This is a genomic window from Patulibacter defluvii, assembly GCF_034096925.1.
Lineage (GTDB): Bacteria > Actinomycetota > Thermoleophilia > Solirubrobacterales > Solirubrobacteraceae > Patulibacter > Patulibacter defluvii.
Window position 1 is genome coordinate 68,232 of the sequence record NZ_JAWZSQ010000006.1, and the last position, 21,347, is coordinate 89,578.

A 21,347-nucleotide genomic window follows, 5' to 3' on the forward strand; every position below is an offset into this window, starting at 1 on the left:
CACATGAGCACCACCCCCACCATCGGCGACTGGCGGACGCGCGCCGACGGCGTCGCCCTGACCGGCCAGGCGTTCGTCGACGGCGCCTACGTCGACGCGCTCTCCGGCGCCACGCTCGAGACGGTCACCCCGCTGACCGGCGAGCGGATCGCCGAGCTGGCCGCCTGCGCCGAGGCCGACGTCGACGTCGCCGTGGCCGCCGCCCGCCGCGCCTTCGAGGCCGGCGTCTGGTCGCGGGCCGCGCCGGCCGAGCGCAAGCGCGTGCTGCTGCGCGCCGCCGAGCTGGTCCGCGAGCGGCGCGAGGAGCTGGCCGCGATCATCACCCTCGACGCGGGCCGGCCGATCAGCGCCGCGCTCGGCGAGGTCGACGGCGCCGCCGAGTGCCTGCAGTACTACGGCGAGGCGCTCGACAAGGTCTTCGACGAGGTCGCCCCGAGCCCGTCGACCGCGCTCGCGCTCGTCACCCGCGAGCCGCTCGGCGTGGTCGCCGCGGTCGTGCCGTGGAACTTCCCGATCGGGATGGCGATGTGGAAGATCGCCCCGGCGCTGGCCGCCGGCAACTCGATCATCGTCAAGCCGGCCGAGCAGGCCTCGCTGGTCGTCACCCGGCTGGCGGCGCTGCTCGACGAGGCCGGCGTGCCGGCCGGCGTCCAGCAGGCGCTGCCGGGCCTCGGCGAGGAGGCCGGCCAGGCGCTCGGGCGCCACCCCGACGTCGACGCGGTCGCGTTCACCGGCTCGACCGAGGTCGGGAAGCTGTTCCTGATCTACAGCGGCCAGTCGAACATGAAGGCCGTCTCGCTGGAGTGCGGCGGCAAGTCGCCGAACGTGGTCCTGGCCGACGCCGGCGACCTCGACCGGGTGGCCCGCTTCGCCGCCCTCGGCGCGTTCGTCAACCAGGGCGAGATGTGCTCGTCCGGCTCGCGGCTGGTGGTCGAGGAGTCGATCCGCGAGGAGCTGGTCGAGCGGGTCGTCGCCCACAGCGCCGACTGGGCCGTCGGCGATCCGTTCGACCCGGACACGAAGTCGGGCGCGCTGATCGACCAGGCGCAGCTCGACCGGGTCCTGAACTACATCGACATCGGCCGCACCGCCGGCGCGCAGCTGGCCACCGGTGGCGAGCGGCTGGCCGAGGAGAGCGGCGGCTACTACGTCGGCCCGACCGTCTTCGACCAGGTCGACAACGGGATGCAGATCGCCCAGGAGGAGATCTTCGGGCCGGTGCTGTCGGTGATCAGCGCCCGCGACGCCGACCACGCGGTCGAGATCGCCAACGACTCGATGTACGGGCTGGCCGCCGCGGTCTGGACCCGCGACGTGACCAAGGCGCACCAGATGGCGCGCGCGATCCGCTCCGGCACGGTCTGGATCAACACCTACAACCAGGCCAACATGGCGGTCCCCTTCGGCGGCTACAAGCAGTCCGGGTTCGGGCGCGACAAGTCGCTGCACGCGCTGGAGAAGTACACCCAGCTGAAGACCACCTGGCTGAACCTGGAGGTCTAGGACGATGGCGAGCTCCACGGTCGGGTCGGTCGCCGACGCGGTCGCGGTCGAGCGGCTGCCGGAGGTGGTCGGCGCGCTGCGGCGGGCCGACGCCCCCGACGGCCACGAGTCCGAGCGGGCACGGGCCCTGGCCGGCCTGCTCCGGCACCCGGCGATCGAGGTCGAGACGCAGACGATCGTCCGCGGCCGGCCGAACGTGATCGCGCGGGTGCGGGGGACCGGCGAGGGGCCCGGGCTGCTGCTCGACGGCCACTTCAACGCCGGCTTCCACCCGGGACCGTGGAGCGGCGACCCGCGCGAGCCGTGGGTCGCCGACGGGCGCCTCTTCGGCGGCGCGGTCGTCGACATGCTCGGCGGGCTGGCCGCGATGGCGCTGGCGCTGCGGGCGGTCGCCGACCACGGCCCGCCGCCCGGCGACGTGGTGCTGCTGGCCGGGATGCACGAGGACACGATCGGCCTCGGCACCAAGGCCGCGCTGGCCAGCCGCGACGGCTGGCCCGGCTTCGGCATCTGCGGCGACCCGACCGACCTGCAGGTCGTCACCGCCCACGGCGGCTGCGTCAAGTTCGAGCTCGAGCTGACCGGCCACGCGGTCCACGTGACCCGCCGCGAGGACGGGGCCGACGCCCTGGCCGCCGCCGCGGCCGTCGTCCAGGCGCTGCCCGGCACCACCTGGTCGCAGGCCGATCCGGCGGCCCACCCGCGGCTCGACGCGCTGCCCTGCGTCGTCGTCGGCGAGCTGCACGCGGGGATCGGTCCCGGCGTCGTGGCGCCCTCGGCGGTCGTCCGCGGCGACGTCCGCACGCTGCCGGGCATGACCCCGGCCGGCGTCCTGGCCGACGTCGAGCGGCGCGTGGCCGAGGTCGTCCCGGCGGGGATCGGCTGCCAGGTCCGCTCGCTCTTCGACCAGCGGCCGCTGGTCGACGTCGGCGTCGCGCCGCTGGCCGACGCGCTGGTCGCCGCCAGCCGCGAGATCCGCGGACGCGAGCCGGTCGTCGGCGCGCCGCTGCCCGGCCAGCGCTACTGCACCGAGGCGGCCGACATGGCCGCGTTCGGGATCCCCAGCGTCGTCTTCGGTCCCGGCGACTGGCGCTTCGAGCCCGACGAGTCGGTCGCCCTCGACGACCTGGCCGCCGCCGCGCGGATCTACGCGGCGACGGCGGTCGGCCTGCGGGGCGATCAGAAGCCGTCGCGGAACACGTCCTTGTAGAGCAGGTACTCGGCGTGCTCCCACCCGACGGCGTAGAAGTACTGCGGGCAGTACGGCGCGATGTACGCGAAGTCGTCCTTGGCGACCTCGTGGAAGACGCCGTCGAGGAACTGGATCCCGAGCCCGGCCGTGACGTAGAGCCCGTGCTCCTCGTCGTGGATCTCGTTGACGCGGAAGATCGTCCCGGGGGCGAACCGCATCAGGCTGACGTTGAAGTCGAAGCCGGCGTCGGTCGGGTCGATCAGCTCCATCCGCACGAGCCCGGGGACCGAGGTCTCGCCGAACGTGCCCTGGTCGCGGTGGCCGATCACCGCGCCGGGGCGGGCGACGCCGTCGGCCGGCTCGTAGGGGCGCTTGATCCAGAGCACCCGCGCGCCGCCGCCGACCGCGTTGAGGGAGACCGCGACGTCGTCGGGCAGGTAGGCGTGGCCGCCGGCGGTCAGCTCGTCGGCGGCGTCGTCGCGGGTCAGCCGCACGCGCCCGTCGAGCACGTAGAGGAACTGCTCCAGGCCGGTCGCCAGCGGCCGCTCGCTGCCGGCCCCGTCGTCCTCCAGCTCCAGCAGGTACTGGCCGAAGCGGGCCTGCCCGTTGCGCGGGGTCACCAGCTTGCGCACCAGCGTCCGCGCCAGGTGCGGCAGCCGACTGGGGAAGTGGTTGGCCGGTGTCATCACGTGGTGGCTGCTCGCGCGGTGGCCGCGCGACGTGCTGACCACGGTCGCCGGCAGGGGAAGGGCGTCGCTCATGGGGTGACCTCTCTCGGTGAACTGGAACGGAAGCAGTCGCGATGCACGCGCTGACGGTGCTGCGCGGGGGAACGGTGGTGACGCCGGAGGGCGTGCGCCGGGCCGACGTGGAGCTGCGGGAGGGCCGGATCGCCCGGATCGACGAGGCGATCGAGGCCCCGGGCGCCGACGTGGTCGAGGTGGGAGGACGCTACGTCATCCCCGGGGGCGTGGATCCCCATACGCACCTCGACACGGTCTTCCGCGACCAGCGGACGGCCGACGACTTCAGCGACGGGACCGCGGCCGCGCTGGCCGGCGGCACCACGACCCTGATCGACTTCTGCATCCAGCCGCGCGGCGTCCGCGTCGGCGAGGCGCTGGAGCGCTGGCACGCGCGGCTCGACGTCCACCGCCCGGCCTGCGACATCGGCTGCCACTTCGCCGTCACCGACCTGACGGTGCCGGGCGCGCTGGCCGACCTGGCCGCGCTGCCCGACCGCGGGATCCCCAGCTTCAAGACCTACATGGCCTACCCGGGCCGGACGATGCTCGAGGACGACGGTCAGCGGCAGGTGCTGGACGTCGCCGCGCGGACCGGCGCCACGGTCCTGGTCCACGCCGAGGACGGGCACGCGATCGAGGCGCTGATCGCCCGCGCGCTGGCCGCCGGCCAGGTCGCGCCGCGGTTCCACGCCCGCACCCGCCCGCCCGAGACCGAGGCGGCGGCGATCGCGCGGATCGCCGAGCTGGCCGAGCGGGCCGGGGCCGCGCTCTACGTCGTTCACGTGTCGAGCGCGCTCGGGGTCGAGGCGCTGGTCGCGGCCCGCGAGCGCGGCGCCGCCGTCCGCGGCGAGACCTGCCCGCAGTACCTGCTGCTCGACGAGTCGGCGCTCGACGGCCCGGTCGAGGAGGCCGCCAAGTTCGTCTTCACCCCGCCGCCGCGGACCGCCGGCGACCGCGCGCGGCTGTGGCGGGCGCTGGCCGACGACGAGCTGGCGGTCGTCTCCACCGACCACTGCCCGTTCGACGCCGATGGCCAGAAGCGGACCGTCGAGGGCGGCGACTTCACCACGATCCTCAACGGCGCGCCGGGGGTCGAGCAGCGGCTGGTGCTGCTGCACGAGCACGGCGTCCGCCGCGGGCGGATCAGCCTCGAGCGCTGGGTCGAGTTGTGCGCGACCGCGCCGGCGCGGGCTTTCGGCCTGGCTGGGCGCAAGGGCGAGCTGACCGTCGGCGCCGACGCCGACGTGGTCGTCTTCGATCCCGAGCGCCGCTGGACGATCACCGCCGCCGCCCAGCGCTCGCGGGTCGACTACAGCCCCTACGAGGGCACGACGGTGACCGGCACGGTCGAGCGCGTCTACCGCGGCGGCCGGCTGGCCGTCGACGGCGGCCGCGTGCTGGCCGCCCCCGGCGACGGCGCCTTCCTGCCCCGCGAGCGCCCGGGGGCGGGCCGATGACGCGCGGCCCGCGGGCGTGGTCGACGGCGACCGCATCGGCCTCAGGCGGCGACCAGCCGGTCGAGGGCCTGGGTCAGCATCGCGGCGGCCTCGGCCAGCTCCTCGGCGGTCACGACCAGCGGCGGCGAGAGCGCCAGGGCGGTCGGCAGCGCGCGGGTGATCAGCCCCGCGTCGCGGGCCAGCGCGGCGGCCCGGCCGACCACGCCCGGATCGCGCCGGCGCAGCTCGCCGTCCAGCTCGACGGCGGCGATCAGGCCGATCCCGCTGCGGATCTCGCCGACGGCCGGATGCTCGGCCAGCGGCGCGAGGACGTCGGCCAGCGGGCCCTCCAGCTCCTGGCCGCGGGCGATCAGCCCCTCGCTCTCCAGCAGGTCGAGGTTGGCGAGCGCGGCGGCGCAGCAGGTCGGGTGCGCGGCGTAGGTGGCGCCGTGGCGGAAGATCAGCCCGGGCGTGGTCCAGAACGGCTCGGCGATCCGGCCGCTGACGACGACCCCGCCGAGCGGCAGCGTGCCGCTGGTGACGCCCTTGGCGAAGGTGATCATGTCCGGCCGCAGGTTCCAGCGCTCGACGCCGAACCAGCTGCCGAGCCGGCCGAAGGCGCTGATCACGCTGTCGGCGACGAACAGGATCCCGTGGCGGCGGCAGAGCGCGGCGGCCTCCTCCAGGTACCCGGGGGCGGGCAGGTGGACGCCGCCGGCCCCGATCACCGGCTCGCAGACGAAGGCCGCGACCCGGTCGGCGCCGAGCCGCTCGATCGTCGCCGCCAGCGCGGAGACGTCGTCGTGGGAGACCCGGGCGGTGTCCTCGATCAGCGGCCCGAGCTCGGCCCGGTTGGGGGCCAGGCCGCCGATGCTGGTGCCGTAGCCGTTGGTGCCGTGGTAGCCGTTCTCGCGGCTGATGACCCAGGTCCGCTGCGGCTCGCCGACCGCGTGCCACCAGCGCCGCGCGAGCTTGACCGCGGTGTCGATCGCCTCGCCGCCGCCGGTGGTCAGGAAGACGCGCGCGTCGTCGACCGGGGCCAGCTCGGCCAGCCGCTCGGCGACGGCGATCGCCGGCTGGTTGGCGAAGTCGCCGAAGGCGCCGTAGGCGTCGAGCGTGCGCAGCTGGGCGGCGACCGCGTCGGCGATCTCCGGCCGGCCGTGGCCGACGTTCGCGTACCAGAGGGCCGCGGTGCCGTCGAGATAGCGGCGGCCGTCGCGATCCCAGATCCACGCGCCCTCGCCGCGGGCGACCACGAACTCGTGGCCGTCGACGGCGGACATGTCGGCGAAGGGATGCCAGAGGCGGGTGCCGGTGGGCGCAGCGGTCATGACGATCTTTCCTCAATACAGAACGTGTCTTCTATAGTAGTGAACCAGATGTCCTCTCCGGTCGCCAACCACGGGCCCGCTCGATGAGCCCGATCCCCGAGGCGCTGCTCGACGGCGGCCCGGCCGCGCGTGGCGTCCTGCGGCGGGGCGACCGGCGGGCCGCGGCGCTGCTCGACGACGGCGTGCTGGCCGTCGTGGCCGCGCTCCACCGGCGGTTCGAGCCGCGGCGGACGGCGCTGCTGGCCCAGCGCCACGACACCCGCCGGCTGATCCAGCAGGGGCGGGTCGCCGAGCTGCTGCGGGCCGACGACGACGTTCGCGACGGCGACTGGCGGATCGCGCCGCGGCCGGGCGGGGCGCGACGGGTGGTCGAGCTGAGCGGCCCCGCGACGCCGGCGATGGCGCGGGCGGTCGTCGCCTCCGACGTCGATCTGTTCATGGCCGACCTCGAGGACCAGCTGCCGCCCGGGTGGGGCCGCGTGCTGGCCGCCCACGCGGCGATCCTCGACGCCTGCCGGGCCGCCGACGGGCCGACGGTGGTCGTTCGTCCGCGGGCCTGGCACGCCGACGAGCCGGCGGTCGAGGTCGACGGCGCGCCGGTCTCGGCGACGCTCTTCGACGTCGCGGTCCACCTGGCCCACCGCGCCCACGACGACGGCGCGGTCCCGCACCTGTACCTGCCGAAGGTCGAGACCCGGGCCGAGGCCGCGCTCTGGCGCGAGCTGCTGAACGAGGCCGAGCGGCTGGTCGACCTGCCCGCCGGCGTCACCGACGTCAGCCTGCTGGTCGAGACCGTCGGCGCCGCGGTCGCCGCCGAGGGCATGCTCTACGAGCTGCGCGAGCGGGTGACCGCGGTCAACGCCGGGCGCTGGGACTTCCTCTTCAGCTACGCGCTGCTGTTCGCCGAGGACGCCGAGCGCTGCCTGCCGGAGCCGGCCGCGCTGACGGTCGAGCACCCGCTGGTCGCCGCCTACACCCGCCGGATCGTCGACGTCGCGCGCCGCCGCGGCCTGCGGGCGATCGGCGGGATGACCCCCTGCTGGCCGGCCGGCGCGGCCCCGACCGCGGCCGAGTGCGAGCACGTCCGCCGGGCCAAGGCGCTCGAGGCCGGGATGGGCTTCGACGGCTCGACGATCGCCCACCCCGAGCTGGCCGCCGCAGCGCGCGCGGGCCTCGCCGGCGGTGCCGCCGCGGCCGAGCGGCGGCCGCCGACCCCGCCGCTGGGGTTCCTCGACGCGCGTCCCGGCGGCTTCGCCGTCACCGACGGCGGGCTCACGTCCCGGGTCGGCCTGCTCGTCTCGTTCCTCGAGCGCTGGTGCGCGGGGGAGGCCCCGATCGTGATCGGCGGCGACGCCCAGGAGGTCGCCACCGCCGAGCTGGCCCGGATCCAGCTGTGGACGTGGATCCGGCACGGGGTGGCGCGGGCCGACGGCGGGGTGGTCGACCGCCGTGCCGTCGCGCGGGCGATCGACGCGGTCGCGGTCGGCAGCGCCCACGGGCGGGCGGGGCAGGCGCGCGAGCTGGCGCGGCGGCTGGTCCTCACGGACGAGCCGACGGAGTACCTGACCGACTTGCTGGCGGACGACCGCCGGCCGGGAGGGCGAGGGCGATGACGGTCGTCGCCGAGGGTTCGGCCAGCGGGACAAACGGGGCCACCCGACGTTGGACGAGCGTGCGTGAGGGGCGTCCCGACAGGGCAGTACGTTCTGTAATCAGGAAGTCAGGTTCAACAATGACGAACTCGGGTCGCTCGAGGGACGTCGGACGGAGAGGACAACGATGACCATCGACAGCAGGCGGGCCAACGTCCGCCGGATCACGCGCCGGTTGACGGCGACAGCGCTCAGCGTCGGCGCGGCGGCGGTGCTCGCCGCCTGCGGCAGCAGCTCGGACGGCGGCGGCTCGGCGTCGACCGGCGGCGGGTCGGGCGGCGGCGGAGGCGACATGGCCGCCGTCAAGGCCGCCGCGCAGAAGAAGATCGACGCCGGCACCGCGCCGGTGAAGTTCCTGGCCCCGGGCCCGGCCTTCGACATCTCGAAGGCGAAGGGCAAGGAGATCTGGATCGTCTGCAACGACACCTCGCTGCCGTTCGTGCAGCAGGTCGTCAAGGGCTTCAACGAGGCGGCCGGCGTGGCCGGCACGAAGGCGCGCCTGTTCAACGCCAAGGGCGAGACCTCGACCGCGGCCCGCGGCATCCAGCAGGCCGTCGCCGCCAAGGCCTCGGCGATCGTCGTCTTCGGCATCACCTTCAAGTACGTGCAGCAGGCGGTCAGCGACGCGAAGGCCGCCGGGATCCCGGTCGTCGGCGCGCTCAACGTCGACGTCAAGGCCGACCTGGAGAAGGACGCCGCCGGCGAGGTCTCGATCGACTACGGCAAGTCGGGCGAGCTGATCGCCGCCTACGCGATCGCCAACACCGAGCAGCCGGCCAACGCCGTCTACCAGAACCTGCCGGGGATCGACACCTTCGCCGCGATGAAGGCGGGCGTCGAGCGCGGCTTCGCCGAGTGCCCCGAGTGCAAGCTGAAGACCGTCGACTTCACCGGCGACTTCAAGACCGCCGAGGCGACCCAGACCCCGTCGACCCTGGCCCGCGACCCGAAGGTCAACTGGATCATCCCGGCGATCGACGGCATGGCCCAGTTCGCGGTCCCGGCGATCAAGGCCGCCGGCAAGGGCGACAAGGTCCAGGTCGGCAGCATCAACGCCGTCGCCGGCAACCTCGCGCTGATCCAGAAGGGCGACGTGCAGACGGTCGACGTCGGCAACAACAACCAGTGGTTCGGCTGGGCGATGGTCGACCGGACCCTGCGGGCGATCAACGGCGAGCAGCCGGCGATCAGCGAGGTCCCGGTCAAGGCGCTCGTGAAGGAGAACCTGGACGGCAAGGACGTCGCCGACGAGGACGCCGTCTTCGACGACGTCGACTACCGGGGCGAGTACCGCAAGCTCTGGAAGTAGACGACCGGGCCGTCCCCAGCGCCGCCCCGCCGTTCGTCGGCGGGGCGGCGCGGCCCGGGAACGGCCGCTCCCCCTGACCGCAGAGGACCCCGACATGACCATCGACATCGCCGCCGTCCACGCTCGCATCGACGAGCGCTTCGACCAGGACCTCGAGACGCTGCTGGAGCTGATCCGCCAGCCGAGCGTCAGCGCCACCGGCGAGGGCATCGCCGAGTGCGCCGAGCTGTTCGCCGGCAAGATGCGCGCCCTCGGCCTGGAGACCGAGCTGCACGACACCGGTCACCATCCGATCGTCGTCGGCCGGATCGGCAGCGGCGCCCCGCACTTCGTCCTCTACGGCCACTACGACGTGCAGCCGGTCGGCGACCTCGCCGAGTGGCGGACGCCGCCCTTCGAGCCGGACATCCGCGACGGGGCGATCTGGGCCCGCGGCGCGGGCGACAACAAGGGCCAGTGGTGGGCGCACCTCTGCGCGCTGGCCGCCTGGCAGGACGTCCACGGCGAGCCGCCGCCGTTCACGCTGACGGTGATCTGCGACGGCGAGGACGAGATCGGCGGCGTCGCCACGCGGGCCTACATCGCGGCCAACCCGGAGCCGTTCCGGGGCGACTTCCTGCTCTGCGCCGACGCCTCGACGCTCGGCGTCGACGCCCCGGCGCTGTTCCTCGGCTGCCGCGGCGCGATCGCGATCGAGCTGCGGGCGCGCGGGCCGGAGTTCGAGTGGCACTCGGCCAGCTACGCCGGCGTGCTGTCGAACCCGGCCCAGCGGATGGTGGCGGCGGTGGCGGCGCTCGGCGACGGCGAGGGCGCGGTGGCCGATCCGGCCTTCCACGCTCCGCGGGTGCCGGTCGACGAGCGGCTGCGCGAGTACGCGCGGGCGCTGCCGGCCGGGTTCCTCGACGACCCGGTCGACTTCGGCGTCGACCGCTTCGTGACCGGCGACCCGCGCGGGGTGATGTTCTTCGAGCCCCGGATCTGCCTGACGGGGATCACCGGCGGGTACGGCGGCGAGGGCCCGCACGCGGCGGTGCCGACCTCGGCGACGGCCAAGTTCGACGTCAAGCTGGCGGCCGGCCAGCACCCCGACCAGGCCGAGCGGTGGTTCCGCGAGCGGCTCGACGCCGAGGGCTTCGACGACATCGAGGTGATCGTGATGTCGAAGTGCCCGGGGTCGGAGATCTCGCCCGACCACCCGCTGGCGGCGACCGCGATCGCGGCCCTGGAGCAGGTCTGGGGGCGGCCACCGGTGGTCTTCCCCTCGATCGGCGGCGGCGGGATCTTCGGCGTCTTCGTCGATGATCTGGGGATGCCGTGCCTGATCGTGCCCTACGGCCAGCACGACCTGCAAGAGCACTCGGCCCAGGAGCACATGTCGATCGAGTGGTTCCGCCAGGGCATCCACGTGACCGCCGAGATCCTCAGCCGGCTGCCCGCGGCGGTGGCGGCGACGGCGACGGCGACGGCGTGATCGTCGACTGCCACACCCATTTCGTCCCGCGCTCGTTCACGCGCGCGCTGGAGGCCGGCGGGCGGCCGTTCGGCTACGACCGGGGACCGGCGGGGGCGATCGTCCACCCCGCCGGCCCCGTGCTGCCGGTCGGCTACGACGAGCTGCACGACCCGGCGGCGAAGCTGCGGGTGCTGGACGGGCAGCGGCTGGACGCCGCGGTCGTCTCGATCACGCCCCACCTGTTCGTCCACGCGGGCGAGGCGGGGGAGCGGTTCGCCCGCGACGCCAACGACGACCTGGCCGCCTTCGTGGCGGAGAGCGAGCGGCTGGTGGGCCTGGCGACGGTGCCGGTGGACCGGCCGGCGGCGGCGGGACGCGAGCTGGAGCGCGCGGTCGCCGAGCTGGGCCTGCGGGGAGCGATCCTCGGCACCAGCCACCCCGACGGCCGCGACTACGCGCGGGAGGACCTGGAGCCGCTCTTCGCCGCCGCGCAGGCCCTGGGCGTGCCGCTGATGCTGCACCCGTTCTACGCGGGACCGATCCGCGACGAGTCGCGCTTCCTCTCGAACTCGATCGGCGTGCCCCTCGACACCCTCCTGGGGACGGTGGCGATCATCTACTCGGGCCTGCTCGACGCCTACCCGGAGGTGCGGCTGGTGCTGCCCCACGGTGGCGGGCACCTGCCCTTCCAGCTCGGCCGGCTCGACAACGGCTGGCGGATCAAGCCCGACCGCCGCGGCGCCGCCGCCCACCCACCGAGCCACTACCTGGACCGCTTCCTCTTCGACAGCGTCCTCCACGACCCGCTGGCCCTCCGCTTCCTCGTCGAGCTGGCCGGACAGGAGCGGATCCTGCTCGGCACCGACGCCCCCTACCTGACCGGAGAGCAGGACCCGGTCGCCTTCGTGGCCGCCGCCGGCTGCGACCCGGACGCCCTCGGCGCGACGGCGGCGCGGGTCTTCGGGATCGGGTGAGGCCACCACGTCGGACGGCAAAAGAAACCCAGCCCCCGCAGGGGCTGGGTGAGTGCGTAGACCTGTAGCACTGCCGTCTCGCTCCTACCCAACCATCCGGCCTCGACAGCCACCCGACTCGCACGGATCGCGAAGCCTAGCCCGAGACGTCTCTGGCTCCAAGCTAGGGTCCGCTGCTCGCAACTCGATACAGAGATACAACACAAGCCCAGTCGTCTCGGATATGGTCGTCCCGGAGGAGACCCGGCGGGAGGACGTGGATCGTGGGACAGCTCAGCAGGCGGCAGTTGCTCAGGGCCGGCGGCGCGCTCGGCGCCGCGGGCGTGCTCGGCGGCGCCGCTCCCTCGTGGGCCTGGGCCGCGTCGCAGTCGGTGGCGGGGCTCGGGGGGCAGACGCCGCCGTGGCTGGTCTGGGACGACGAGGTCGACCCGGTGGTGGCGGCGGTGATCGATCGCGGCCAGGTCGCGTCGGTCAACGCCCTGCTGCGCGGCTGGACCCGCAACGACCAGCCGCTGCCCGCCGGCCTGCCCGCCGACCTGCGGGACCTGATCGAGCACGTGCGCCAGCTGCCGCGGTGGACCGACGGGGCCAAGCTCGCCGCCGCGACCGCGTTCAACAACAAGCGCGGCACCTACCTGGGGATCACCTACGGCTTCGTCAGCGGCATGATGAGCACGGTCATCCCGCACGAGGCGCGGGCCGTCTACTACTCCAAGGGCGGCGCCGACATGAAGCGGCGGATCTCCCGCACCGCCAAGTTCGGCTACGACATCGGCGCCCGCAACGCCTTCCGCCCCGACGGTTCGATGATCGTCACCGCGGTCAAGACCCGGCTGGCCCACGCCGGCGTCCGCCACCTGCTGCCGCGCTCGCCGCACTGGACCGGGGTGGCCGACGAGGGCGTCCCGATCAGCCAGCGCGACATCCTCGTCACCTGGCACAGCCTGCCGACCTCGGTGATGCGGGCGATGCGGTCGTGGGGCGTGCGGATCTCCGCCTCCGAGGCCGACGCCTTCCTCCACACCTGGCAGGTCGCGGCCCACCTGCTCGGCGTCCGCGACGAGTACATCCCCGCCACCTGGGAGGCCGCCAACGCGCAGGCGCCGCAGATCCTCGACCCGGTGATGGCGCCGACGCCGGAGGGCGTGAAGCTGGCGCACTTCCTGGTCAACCTCGCGGCGGAGACGGACGGGGGCGTGCTCACCCGTCCGCTGCTCGAGGCGATGACGCGCTACTTCCTCGGCGACCGGATCGCTGGCTGGCTGGAGCTGCCGCGCAATCCGGGCTGGGACGAGGCGATCGCCGCCGGCTGGCCGCCGTTCGTGCTGCTGAAGGAGCTGGGCCTGCTGCTGCCCGGCGTCGACGAGCTCTACTGGCTGTTCGACGAGTTCCTGCGCCAGGGCGCGCTCTGGTACCTGGGCGAGGGCCGGCCGCTCGACATCGAGATCCCCGACGGCAACAACCCCAACTACTCCTGACCGGGGTCGCCGTCGACCGCCACCGGCAGCTCGGCGCGGGTCACCGTGCCGCCCTCGCTGGCCGGGCGCATCAGCAGCTCGCCGCCGGCCTGCGCGACGCGCTCGCGCATGATCACCAGGCCGACGTGCCCGCGGTCGGGGGCGTTGGCGGCGGCGCGCGGATCGACGCCGACGCCGTCGTCGCGGACCTCGATCGTCAGCCGCGGGCCCCGCCGCTCGACGCGCACGTCGACCCGCCGGGCTCGCGCGTGCTTGGCCGCGTTGGCGTACGCCTCGCGCACCACCTGGACCACGAGCGCGTCGTGGACGCCGTCGGTCCCCGGTCCCAGCGCCAGGTCGACCGGCGGGCCGGGGCGCTCCAGCACCCGCTCGATCATCGCCCGCAGGCCGCCGCCGACCGCCGCCGCGCCCTCGTCGACCTCGATCGCCCCGACCGCCCGGACCAGCGCGGTGTCGGCCAGGTCGAGCAGCTCCAGCGCCCGCTCGGGTTCGTCCTCGGCCAGCTCGTGGCCGACCACGAGCAGCAGCTGGAGCGCGTCGTCGTGGAGGTCGGCGGCGATCCGGTCGCGCTCCTCCTGCTCGCGGCGGACGATCGCGACCACGCCGCGGTGGCGGGCCTCGATCGCCTGCTGGTAGACGTCGGCGATCCGTTCGCGGATCGCGATCAGGACGATCGTGACCAGCGTGACCCAGACGATCAGGGCCGAGATCTCCGGTTGCGGCAGCTGGTCGGTGGCGGTCGCGGCCAGGGCCAGCGAGGGCCCGTTGACGGCGAGGACGTAGACCGGGCGCAGCACCAGCCCACAGGCCAGCGCCAGCAGCTGCAGGACCGGCACCAGGGCCAGCTGCATCCCCGGCTCGACGAAGAAGAGGCCGAGGCAGAAGAGCGAGTTGACGCCGACGACGGCCGCGTACCAGCGGGCGCGACGCAGCTGCCGGCCGGCCAGCGCCTCGGCCGCGAGCACGACGGCGAACGGCAGCGCGACCCACCAGTACCCGTGGTCGGCGGAGTGCACCAGGCCGAGCGCCAGCACCGTCGCCGCGGCGCCGCCCCAGACCACCTGCAGCGACGGGATCGTCTCGCGGAAGCGCACCCCGAGCGAGACCCAGGCCCGGGTCGGCGCGACCGCCGTCACGGTCGGCAGCGTGACGGCCACCCGCAGCACCGCCTCGCGGACGTCGCGGGTCAGCTGCAGCCGCCCGCCGCGGGCGTCGGCGCGGCCGCGGAGGGCGATCCAGCGCGGCTCGCCGAGGTCGATCGGGCCGATCGGGCCGACGCGCAGCTCGATCGCGACCCCGTCCTCGGTCGCGCGGACGGCGATCGTCGTCCGGTGGACGCCGGGCGCGACGGCGGCGGCGGTCACGATCGCGTCGCGGACGAACGAGAGCAGCGTCTGCGACAGCTCGGTCGGCACCCGCTCGTCGACCTCGACCTCGACCAGCGCGGCCGGCAGCTCGCGGGCGACCAGCGCGGCGAGGGCGGCGTCCAGGCTCTCGTCGTCGTCGGGCATGCTGCGCAGCTCGGCCATCAGCGTCCGCAGCCGCTGCGAGACGTCGGGCACCCCGGCCGTCGCCCGCGGCAGGGCGCCGGCGACCACCAGCCGTCGCACGTCGGCCAGCCGCAGGGCGACCTCGCTCCGCAGCCGTTCGCCGACCAGGTGGCGGGTGGCGTCGTCCATCCGCTGGCCGGCGAGCGCCCGCTGCATCGCGTCGAGCCGGTCGAAGCGCCGCCGCAGGCCGCCGGTGCCGGTGGCGATCGCGATCCCGATCGCCACCGACCAGGCCTCGGCGACGAGGAACCCGAGGAGGGCCGGGTCGTCGCCCCCGAACGCCACCCGCACGACCGCCGTCAGCGCGCCGGCGACGATGATCGAGAGCGGGTCGACGACCACGCCGCCGATCATCGGCAGCGCGATCAGCAGCCACAGCACGGGGCTGGCGTCCTGGCCGGAGAGCGCGGCGAAGGCCAGCACCAGGGCCATGTCGGCGCCCACCAGCAGCAGCCGCAGGGGGGTGACGTCGCGCTCGGCCCCCCGCCACCGGTCGCCGACCGCCAGCCACGCGAGGGCGAGGACGCCGACGGCGACGGTCGGCAGCGGATCGCCCGGTCCGATCAGCGCCAGCACGAGCGCCCCCACGACCGTCAACCGGCGCAGGGTCATGGCGCCGCGCATGCGCGCGTCGCTCGCCGCCCCCGCGAAAGTCTCGGTCGTCCTCGCCACGTCGGTCCCTCGTCCCCCCTACGTCGCGACCGTGGATGGGCGGCGGGCCGCCGGGGCGGCGCAGGCCTCCGATCACGATTCGCGAGCGGACAGCGTACAACGCGGACGGTCCGGACGAGGTCGCTGCCGGCGCCCCAGCGACCGCCGACCTTCGGCCGGTCGTCTGGGATACTCGGCCGCAGTGCGGAAGCGTACGGCGTCGTCGCGGTCCCACGGGCGGCGCCTGGCGTACGCGGCCCGCGGTCTTCGACGTGATCTGGAGCCCTTCCGCCGGGCGGGCGCGGGCAGCGGACGACCGTCGCCGCGGGCGCCGAGTCTGGCCTCGGCCTTCCGGCTCGCGCGGATCGTGGGGGCGCTGGGCCTGGCCTGGCTGACCTTCTGGTTGAGCGTCCCGCCGCGGGCGGGCGTCGCGGTGGTGGTGGTCGGGGTCGCGTGGACCGTGGCCTCGTCGGCGCTGCTGTGGTCGGCGCGGCGGCCGGGGCGGGCGTTCGTCGCGGTCGCGGCCGTCGACGCGCTGCTGGTGGTGCTGCTGGTCGCGCTGGCCCCGGACGGCGCCGCGCCCGAGCCCGCGCTGCTGGCGCTCGCGTTCCTGCCGCTCGCCTGGAGCCTCTTCGCCGTGCCGCGGACGCACGCGATCCTGACCCTGCCGCTGATCCTCGGCGCGGGCATCGCCGTCACCGTCGCCGTCGGCGGCGATCCGGCCCGCGTCGTCGGGGTCACCGCGGCCGTCGCCGCGTCGGCCGTCGTCGGACAGCTGCTCGCCCGCCGCCGCGGGAGCTGGCAGGCGGCCGCGGCCCGCGGCGCGACCATCGAGGCGCTGGCCGGCGAGGGCCGCGAGCGGATGCGACTGGCCGACCTGCTGCACGACGGTCCGCTGCAGAACGCGCTCTGGGTCCGGGGCGAGCTGGGCGCCGACCCCTACCTGCGCGACGGCTCGCTCGACCTGGCGCGGTCGGCGATCGACGAGACGATCGACGAGCTGCGGGCGCTGTCGCACGGGCTCGACCCGATCGGCGTCACCGCCCTCGACGAGCGGCTGGCGGCGATCGCGGCGATGCACGAGCGCGGCGGGCGGCTGCGGGTCGACCTGACCGTCGCCGTCGCCAGCACCGGCTACGACGACCTGGTCGCCTCGGCGGTCCGCGAGCTGCTGGCCAACGTCGGCAAGCACGCGTCGGCGACCGCCGCGGCCGTCTCGGTCGGCACCGGTCCCGACGCCGTCCGGCTGGCGGTCGTCGACGACGGCGAGGGCTACGCGCGCCACCGCAGCCGGGTCCGGCGCGAGAGCGGACGCGGGCAGCGCCGGGGCCTGGCCTCGCTCGAGCGGCGGGTGGTCGCCGTCGGCGGCACGCTGCTGATCGAGAGCCCGGTCGCCGACGGTCGCGGCACGCTGGTCACCGTCGCCCTGCCGCGGCGGGCCGCCGAGCGCGGTCGCGCGGCGCCGTCGCGGGTGGCCGGGCGCCGCGCCGGGGCCGACGGCGACCGGTCGTCGCGCGCGTGCTCCCCCTCCGGACGCGCGGCCTAGAATGGCGGCGATGAGCGGCGGGCCGAACCGGCGGGTGCTCCTCGGCGCCCTCGCCGCCGTGCTCGCGCTGTCGGCGCTGCTGCTGCTGACCGACGTGCTCGGCCGCTGCGTCGAGCAGGCCCACCTGCTGCCGGCGCTGGTGCTGCTGGTGCCGGTCGTCCTCAGTCGCCCGCTGATCGACCTCGCGCAGTGGCTGCGGGGAGCCGGCCGTTCCTCGGTCCGCTGGCACCCGGTCCGGATCGTCGCCCGCCCGCGGCGTCGCCGGCCCGCGCCGGTGGTGCGCGGCAGCCGGCTGCTGGGTGCCTCGCTGGCGGTCCGTCCGCCGCCCGCGGCCGCCGCCTGATCGCCCCGCCCGGCCGCGCCGCCGGGCGCCTCCTCCGCTCGACGCCTCCGCTCGCCGCAGCCCGCCTGCCGGTGCCGGCGCGTCCTTCGTCATCCCCGTTGGAACGGATCCGTTCGTGCGCAAGCCCAGCTCGCTCCAGGTCGTGACCGTGCTGTTCGCGGTCACCCTCGTCGTCGTGACCATCGCCTTCGTCGTGCTCGTCGTCGTCCTCGGCGGCCGCGCCCGATGAGCCCGCCCGCCGGCCGCCGAGGAGCGGTCTGATGCAGTGGCTCGGCAGCGACGACGGCACGCTGCTGCCGGTCCTCGTGCTGGTTGCCGCCGTCGCCGCATGGACCTGGCGGGCTCCTCGCGACGGCCCCGGAGGCGGTCGCCGACTGGCGCGGCTGGCCCTGCCGGCGGTGCTGCTCGCGACGTTTGCCGGCCCGCTGGAGTGGCTGGCCGAGGAGCGGCTGATGGCCGCCCACATGGTCCAGCACCTGCTGCTGGTCTCGGCGATCCCGGCGCTGCTGTTCGCCGTCGCGCCGACGCCGCTGCTCGAACGGATCGAGACGGCCGGCCCGACCCGCTGGCTGGCCGGACCGGCCGCGGCGCCGCTGGCGGCGGTCCTCGGCGTCGGCGCGGTCTGGGCGGCCCACGTCCCCGCGGTGCTCGGCGGAGCGTTGGAGAACCCGCCGCTGACCGACCTCGGCCACCTGGCCCTGATCGCGGTCGGCGTCGTGCTGCTCTGGCCGCTGCTCGGCCCCTCGCGGCTGACCGGCCTGCGGGCGCTCGGCTACCTGGCCGTCACCGACCTGCTGATCGGGGTCCTCGGCCTCTGGCTCGCCTGGTACCCGGAGGTGGTCTATCCGTTCTACGCCGAAGGCCCCGGCGCGCTCGGGATCGACCCGCCCAACGACCAGGCGCTCGCCGGCGGGATCCTGCTGGTCGTCGCCGAGCCGTTCCTGGCGGTCGAGGTGGTGCTGCTGTTCTTCCGCGCGCTCGACGACGCGGAGGCGGCCGACGCGGACGCCGACGAGGCCTGACCTCGATGCCCCCAGCAGGATTCGAACCTGCGCACATGGTTTAGGAAGGCCGACCAGCGCCCTCCATCGCTCGTGTTTTGGCGGGGCCTGCTCGTCGGCTACCGTGAGCCAGGTGACCGGTTCCCCCGCTCGACGGACCGCCGCCGAGGTCGCCACGTCGCCTGCGTACCGCGCCCTGCTCGCCACGCTCTCAGAGCGGATTCGCAGCTCCCGGAACCGCGCCGCGCGCGCAGTGAACACCGAGCTCGTGCTGCTCTACTGGTCGATCGGCCGCGAGATCCTCGATCGCCAGGAGCAACTCGGTTGGGGCGACGACGTCGTCGGCCGGCTCAGCGAGGATCTGCGCACCGACACCGGGGGCGTCCGCGGGTTCTCCCGGCGAAACCTCTTCTACATGCGCCGCTTTGCGGCGCTGTGGCCCGAAGCTGAGAAAGTGCAGACGCTGTCTGCACAATTGGGCTGGTCGCATCACCAGGTTCTGCTGGACGCGTTCTCCGACGAGCCGGAACCGTACGCCTGGTACGTCACCAAGGCCCGTGAGCAAGGTTGGTCGGTACGTCACCTCAAGGCCCAGATCGACCTGCGTCTCCACGAACGGACCGGCACGGCCATCTCGAACTTCCCCGCGGCTCTCCCGGCCGATGCAGCTGATCGGACGCTCGCCGCGACGAAGGACCCGTACGTCTTCGACTTCCTCGACCTCACCGAGACCGCCCAAGAGCGAGAGCTCGAGCAGGCCCTGATCGACGACATCCAGCGCTTCCTCCTGGAGCTCGGTACCGGATTCGCGTTCTACGGCCGCCAGAAGGCGCTTCAAGTCGGCGAACGCGAGTTCTTCCTCGATCTCCTCTTCTATCACCAGGTGTTGCGGCGCTTCGTGGTCATCGACCTGAAGATCGGGCCGTTCCAGCCCGAGCACGTCAGCAAGATGAACCTCTACCTCAACGCCGTCGACGAGCAACTCCGCCACGGTGACGACCAGGAGTCCGTCGGAATCATCCTCTGCACCAGCCGCGACGAGACCGTCGCCAAGCTCGCACTGCACCGCGTCTACGCCCCGATCGCCGTCTCCACCTGGCGCGCCGATGTTCCGCCGGAGCTTCCAGCCGTCGAGGTCGGCGACGAGGTCCCGCGTGATCTCGCCAGCCTCGCTGAGCTGGAGGACGTTCGGGCGCGACTCCTCGAGCGCGTTTCCCGTCGGACCAGCGAACGCTGAACGCGATAGGCCTCAGCGTCTCCTCGCGTCGAGTCTCGATCGATGCCCCCAGCAGGATTCGAACCTGCGCACACGGTTTAGGAAACAGGTCACGGCCCTCGCGCCAGCTCGCACCAGCTCGAGTAACGCCGATCTATACGGCGATTCTGCGGGTTCGACTCGGACGAAACTGGAACAAGAACTTGAACAAATCGACCGCTGGGGAACAAGATGGGGAACAAGAGTCGGTCGCTCGAACGGTCTCGCAGCCGGGCCGGGCCGATCTCGGCAAGCCCGCTTCCTGCTCCCACCTGATCAGGTCTCCAGATTCTGCAGCTACTGGCTGCACAACGGCTCGGGACCTCTTGCGCGAGTCGTTCGCTGGGCGCACGAGCAACCAAATCGGTGAGCGCGAAAACCCGGGGGCCTCCGGGAGATGAACGCCTGACCGTGGCCGAAGCGACCGGACCGGGGACCACGGACGTAGGATCGTTCGACGAGGCCAAGTGACTGACGCAGCAGCCCCCGATCTGCCCGACGGCTGGCACGCATGGAGCCGCCAGGCCGCATGGGACCACCCGGCAACCGCGCAAGCCGTCCAGCGATTTGAGCCATGCTGGGTTTGACGGACAGCTGAGTGCGTGGCGCGCGGAGCGCGCCAGCAGGAGGATGTCCAGCAATGGGACGAGGACGGCAGTACCCGCAGGAGCTGAAGGACCGAGCGATCCGGCTGTGTCTGGAGAGCGAGCGGCCGATCGCGCAGATCGCCGGCGAGCTCGACATCAACAAGGAGACGTTGCGGACGTGGGTGCGGCAGGAGCAGGCCGACCAGGCCGGCGGTGCAGGCGGGGCGGTGACGAGCGCGGAGCGCGAGGAGCTGGCCCGCCTCCGGCGCGAGAACAAAGACCTCAAACGGTCCAACGAGATTCTGAAGGCGGCGTCGGTGTTTTTCGCCAAGGAGCTCGACCAGCCCCGCACGAAGTGACCCGGTTCATCGATGAGCACCGGGACCGCTTCGGGGTCGAGCCGATCTGTCGAGAGCTCTCGGCATCGCGGGCCGCGTACTACCGCCGGGCGACCGGCGAGCGCTCGACGCGCGCGATCGAGGACGAGCTGCTGCTCGAGCGGATCCGAGTGGTGCACGCGAAGAACTACGCCGCCTACGGATCCCGCCGGATCTGGAAGGCGCTGCTGCGCGAGGGCACTGTCGTCGGGCGTGATCGGGTGCGTCGGCTGATGCGTCAGGCCAGCCTGCAGGGCGCGAAGCGGCGCGGGAAGCCGTGGCGCACGACGACGTCTGATCCGGCCGCGCAGCGGGCGCCCGACCGCGTCGATCGGCAGTTCGCAGCCGACGCGCCGGATCGGTTGTGGGTGGCGGACTTCACGTATCTGAAGTGCTGGCAGGGGCCGGTGTTCTTCAGCTTCGTGCTCGACGTCTACTCGCGCCGGATCGTCGGCTGGCAGTTCGCGTCGCACATGCGCACCGATCTCGTCCTCGACGCGCTCAGAATGGCGCTCGCGGGCAGCGAGCGCGGCGCCGACGTCGACCTCATCCACCACTCGGACGCCGGATCGCAGTACACGTCCTTTGACTTCACGCAGGAGCTGCAGGAGCACCACGTCCTTGCGTCGATCGGGTCCGTCGGCGACGCCTACGACAACGCGATGGCGGAGTCGTTCGTCGACACCTTCAAGACCGAGCTGATCGCCGACCGCGTGTGGCGGACCCGCACCCAGCTCGAGCTCGCGATCGTGGAATGGGTCGGCTGGTACAACCACCGCCGCCTCCACGGAGAGCTCGGCGACGTGGCGCCGGCCGAGTACGAGACGGCGTGGCGGGGCGGGCTGGACTCGCCCTACGGGCTCGCCCAGCCCGCCCCGCCAGCAGCCCCGATCGCCGCAGACTAGATTCACCCAAACCAGACCAAACGCTGTCCCTCAAACCCAGCACGGCTCACTCGACTTC

17 protein-coding genes and 1 other annotated feature are annotated in these 21,347 nt (G+C 74.0%); of the genes, 14 read left to right on the plus strand and 3 right to left on the minus strand.

Annotation, left to right across the window (positions count from 1 at the left end; genetic code table 11):
- The first annotated feature begins 3 nt into the window (after positions 1–3).
- Together SH587_RS08320 and SH587_RS08325 are read left to right on the plus strand one after the other, a co-directional pair.
- The gene (locus tag SH587_RS08320; protein ID WP_320670126.1) at positions 4–1,503 is read left to right on the plus strand and encodes an aldehyde dehydrogenase; all 1,500 of its coding nucleotides are present in this window, start codon (positions 4–6) and stop codon (positions 1,501–1,503) included.
- A 4-nt stretch (positions 1,504–1,507) separates the two neighbouring features.
- Complete coding sequence (locus tag SH587_RS08325) at positions 1,508–2,713, plus strand: M20 family metallopeptidase (protein ID WP_320670127.1); 1,206 nt, start codon at positions 1,508–1,510, stop codon at positions 2,711–2,713.
- Here the strand turns inward: SH587_RS08325 and allE are convergent.
- Positions 2,683–3,456: a (S)-ureidoglycine aminohydrolase gene (gene allE / locus SH587_RS08330; RefSeq protein ID WP_320670128.1), complete on the minus strand. Its 774-nt coding sequence runs from the start codon at positions 3,454–3,456 to the stop codon at positions 2,683–2,685. The two genes, SH587_RS08325 and allE, sit on opposite strands and share 31 nt — an antisense overlap.
- Positions 3,457–3,497: 41 nt before the next feature.
- Here allE and hydA point away from each other — a divergent pair, with 41 nt between their 5' ends.
- Positions 3,498–4,898, plus strand: coding sequence for a dihydropyrimidinase (hydA, locus tag SH587_RS08335; RefSeq protein ID WP_320670129.1), 1,401 nt, complete (start codon positions 3,498–3,500; stop codon positions 4,896–4,898).
- A 41-nt stretch (positions 4,899–4,939) separates the two neighbouring features.
- Here hydA and SH587_RS08340 read toward each other — a convergent pair whose 3' ends face one another.
- Positions 4,940–6,208 (minus strand): aminotransferase family protein, encoded by a 1,269-nt coding sequence (locus SH587_RS08340; RefSeq protein WP_320670130.1) that lies wholly within the window; start codon positions 6,206–6,208, stop codon positions 4,940–4,942.
- Between the two features lie 83 nt (positions 6,209–6,291).
- Between SH587_RS08340 and SH587_RS08345 the strand changes: the two genes are divergently transcribed.
- From SH587_RS08345 to SH587_RS08365, 5 genes are all read left to right on the plus strand, one after another.
- Positions 6,292–7,821, plus strand: coding sequence for a hypothetical protein (locus tag SH587_RS08345; protein ID WP_320670131.1), 1,530 nt, complete (start codon positions 6,292–6,294; stop codon positions 7,819–7,821).
- Positions 7,822–7,987: 166 nt separating this feature from the next.
- Entirely contained in the window at positions 7,988–9,169 is a 1,182-nt protein-coding gene (locus SH587_RS08350) for a sugar ABC transporter substrate-binding protein (protein WP_320670132.1), read from the plus strand.
- A 94-nt stretch (positions 9,170–9,263) separates the two neighbouring features.
- A complete protein-coding gene (locus SH587_RS08355; RefSeq protein WP_320670133.1) occupies positions 9,264–10,640 on the plus strand; it encodes a M20/M25/M40 family metallo-hydrolase in 1,377 nt (458 codons plus the stop codon).
- Complete coding sequence (locus tag SH587_RS08360; protein WP_320670134.1) at positions 10,637–11,596, plus strand: amidohydrolase family protein; 960 nt, start codon at positions 10,637–10,639, stop codon at positions 11,594–11,596. Before SH587_RS08355 ends, SH587_RS08360 begins: the two co-directional genes overlap by 4 nt.
- 263 nt (positions 11,597–11,859) lie before the next feature.
- On the plus strand, positions 11,860–13,074 hold the full coding sequence (locus tag SH587_RS08365) for an oxygenase MpaB family protein (protein ID WP_320670135.1): 1,215 nt from the start codon (positions 11,860–11,862) through the stop codon (positions 13,072–13,074).
- Here SH587_RS08365 and SH587_RS08370 read toward each other — a convergent pair.
- Positions 13,065–15,236, minus strand: a complete 2,172-nt coding sequence (locus SH587_RS08370) for a sensor histidine kinase (protein WP_320670136.1) — start codon at positions 15,234–15,236, stop codon at positions 13,065–13,067. The genes SH587_RS08365 and SH587_RS08370 overlap by 10 nt on opposite strands.
- Positions 15,237–15,642: 406 nt before the next feature.
- Between SH587_RS08370 and SH587_RS08375 the strand changes: the two genes are divergently transcribed.
- From SH587_RS08375 to SH587_RS08400, 6 genes are all read left to right on the plus strand, one after another.
- Positions 15,643–16,821, plus strand: coding sequence for a sensor histidine kinase (locus SH587_RS08375; protein ID WP_320670137.1), 1,179 nt, complete (start codon positions 15,643–15,645; stop codon positions 16,819–16,821).
- 10 nt (positions 16,822–16,831) lie between these two features.
- Complete coding sequence (locus SH587_RS08380; RefSeq protein WP_320670138.1) at positions 16,832–17,164, plus strand: hypothetical protein; 333 nt, start codon at positions 16,832–16,834, stop codon at positions 17,162–17,164.
- Between the two features lie 260 nt (positions 17,165–17,424).
- On the plus strand, positions 17,425–18,186 hold the full coding sequence (locus SH587_RS08385) for a cytochrome c oxidase assembly protein (protein ID WP_320670139.1): 762 nt from the start codon (positions 17,425–17,427) through the stop codon (positions 18,184–18,186).
- A 112-nt stretch (positions 18,187–18,298) separates the two neighbouring features.
- Positions 18,299–19,402 (plus strand): PDDEXK nuclease domain-containing protein, encoded by a 1,104-nt coding sequence (locus tag SH587_RS08390; protein WP_320670140.1) that lies wholly within the window; start codon positions 18,299–18,301, stop codon positions 19,400–19,402.
- Positions 19,403–20,060: 658 nt separating this feature from the next.
- The gene (locus SH587_RS08395; protein WP_320670141.1) at positions 20,061–20,366 is read left to right on the plus strand and encodes a transposase; all 306 of its coding nucleotides are present in this window, start codon (positions 20,061–20,063) and stop codon (positions 20,364–20,366) included.
- Positions 20,324–20,441 (plus strand) — a sequence feature (AL1L pseudoknot). Its footprint overlaps the gene before it by 43 nt.
- Entirely contained in the window at positions 20,363–21,289 is a 927-nt protein-coding gene (locus tag SH587_RS08400; protein WP_320670142.1) for an IS3 family transposase, read from the plus strand. (Overlaps the previous feature by 79 nt.) The genes SH587_RS08395 and SH587_RS08400 overlap by 4 nt, the downstream gene beginning before the upstream one ends.
- Positions 21,290–21,347: the final 58 nt, after the last annotated feature.

Excerpts from the sequence above, each read along its gene's own strand:
- allE (WP_320670128.1), bottom strand. The coding sequence starts at position 3,456 with ATGAGCGACGCCCTTCCCCTGCCGGCGACCGTGGTCAGCACGTCGCGC.
- SH587_RS08380 (WP_320670138.1), top strand. The coding sequence starts at position 16,832 with ATGAGCGGCGGGCCGAACCGGCGGGTGCTCCTCGGCGCCCTCGCCGCC.
- SH587_RS08345 (WP_320670131.1), top strand. The coding sequence starts at position 6,292 with ATGAGCCCGATCCCCGAGGCGCTGCTCGACGGCGGCCCGGCCGCGCGT.
- SH587_RS08320 (WP_320670126.1), top strand. The coding sequence starts at position 4 with ATGAGCACCACCCCCACCATCGGCGACTGGCGGACGCGCGCCGACGGC.
- SH587_RS08370 (WP_320670136.1), bottom strand. The coding sequence starts at position 15,236 with ATGACCCTGCGCCGGTTGACGGTCGTGGGGGCGCTCGTGCTGGCGCTG.
- SH587_RS08350 (WP_320670132.1), top strand. The coding sequence starts at position 7,988 with ATGACCATCGACAGCAGGCGGGCCAACGTCCGCCGGATCACGCGCCGG.
- SH587_RS08355 (WP_320670133.1), top strand. The coding sequence starts at position 9,264 with ATGACCATCGACATCGCCGCCGTCCACGCTCGCATCGACGAGCGCTTC.
- hydA (WP_320670129.1), top strand. The coding sequence starts at position 3,498 with ATGCACGCGCTGACGGTGCTGCGCGGGGGAACGGTGGTGACGCCGGAG.
- SH587_RS08325 (WP_320670127.1), top strand. The coding sequence starts at position 1,508 with ATGGCGAGCTCCACGGTCGGGTCGGTCGCCGACGCGGTCGCGGTCGAG.
- SH587_RS08340 (WP_320670130.1), bottom strand. The coding sequence starts at position 6,208 with ATGACCGCTGCGCCCACCGGCACCCGCCTCTGGCATCCCTTCGCCGAC.
- SH587_RS08385 (WP_320670139.1), top strand. The coding sequence starts at position 17,425 with ATGCAGTGGCTCGGCAGCGACGACGGCACGCTGCTGCCGGTCCTCGTG.
- SH587_RS08395 (WP_320670141.1), top strand. The coding sequence starts at position 20,061 with ATGGGACGAGGACGGCAGTACCCGCAGGAGCTGAAGGACCGAGCGATC.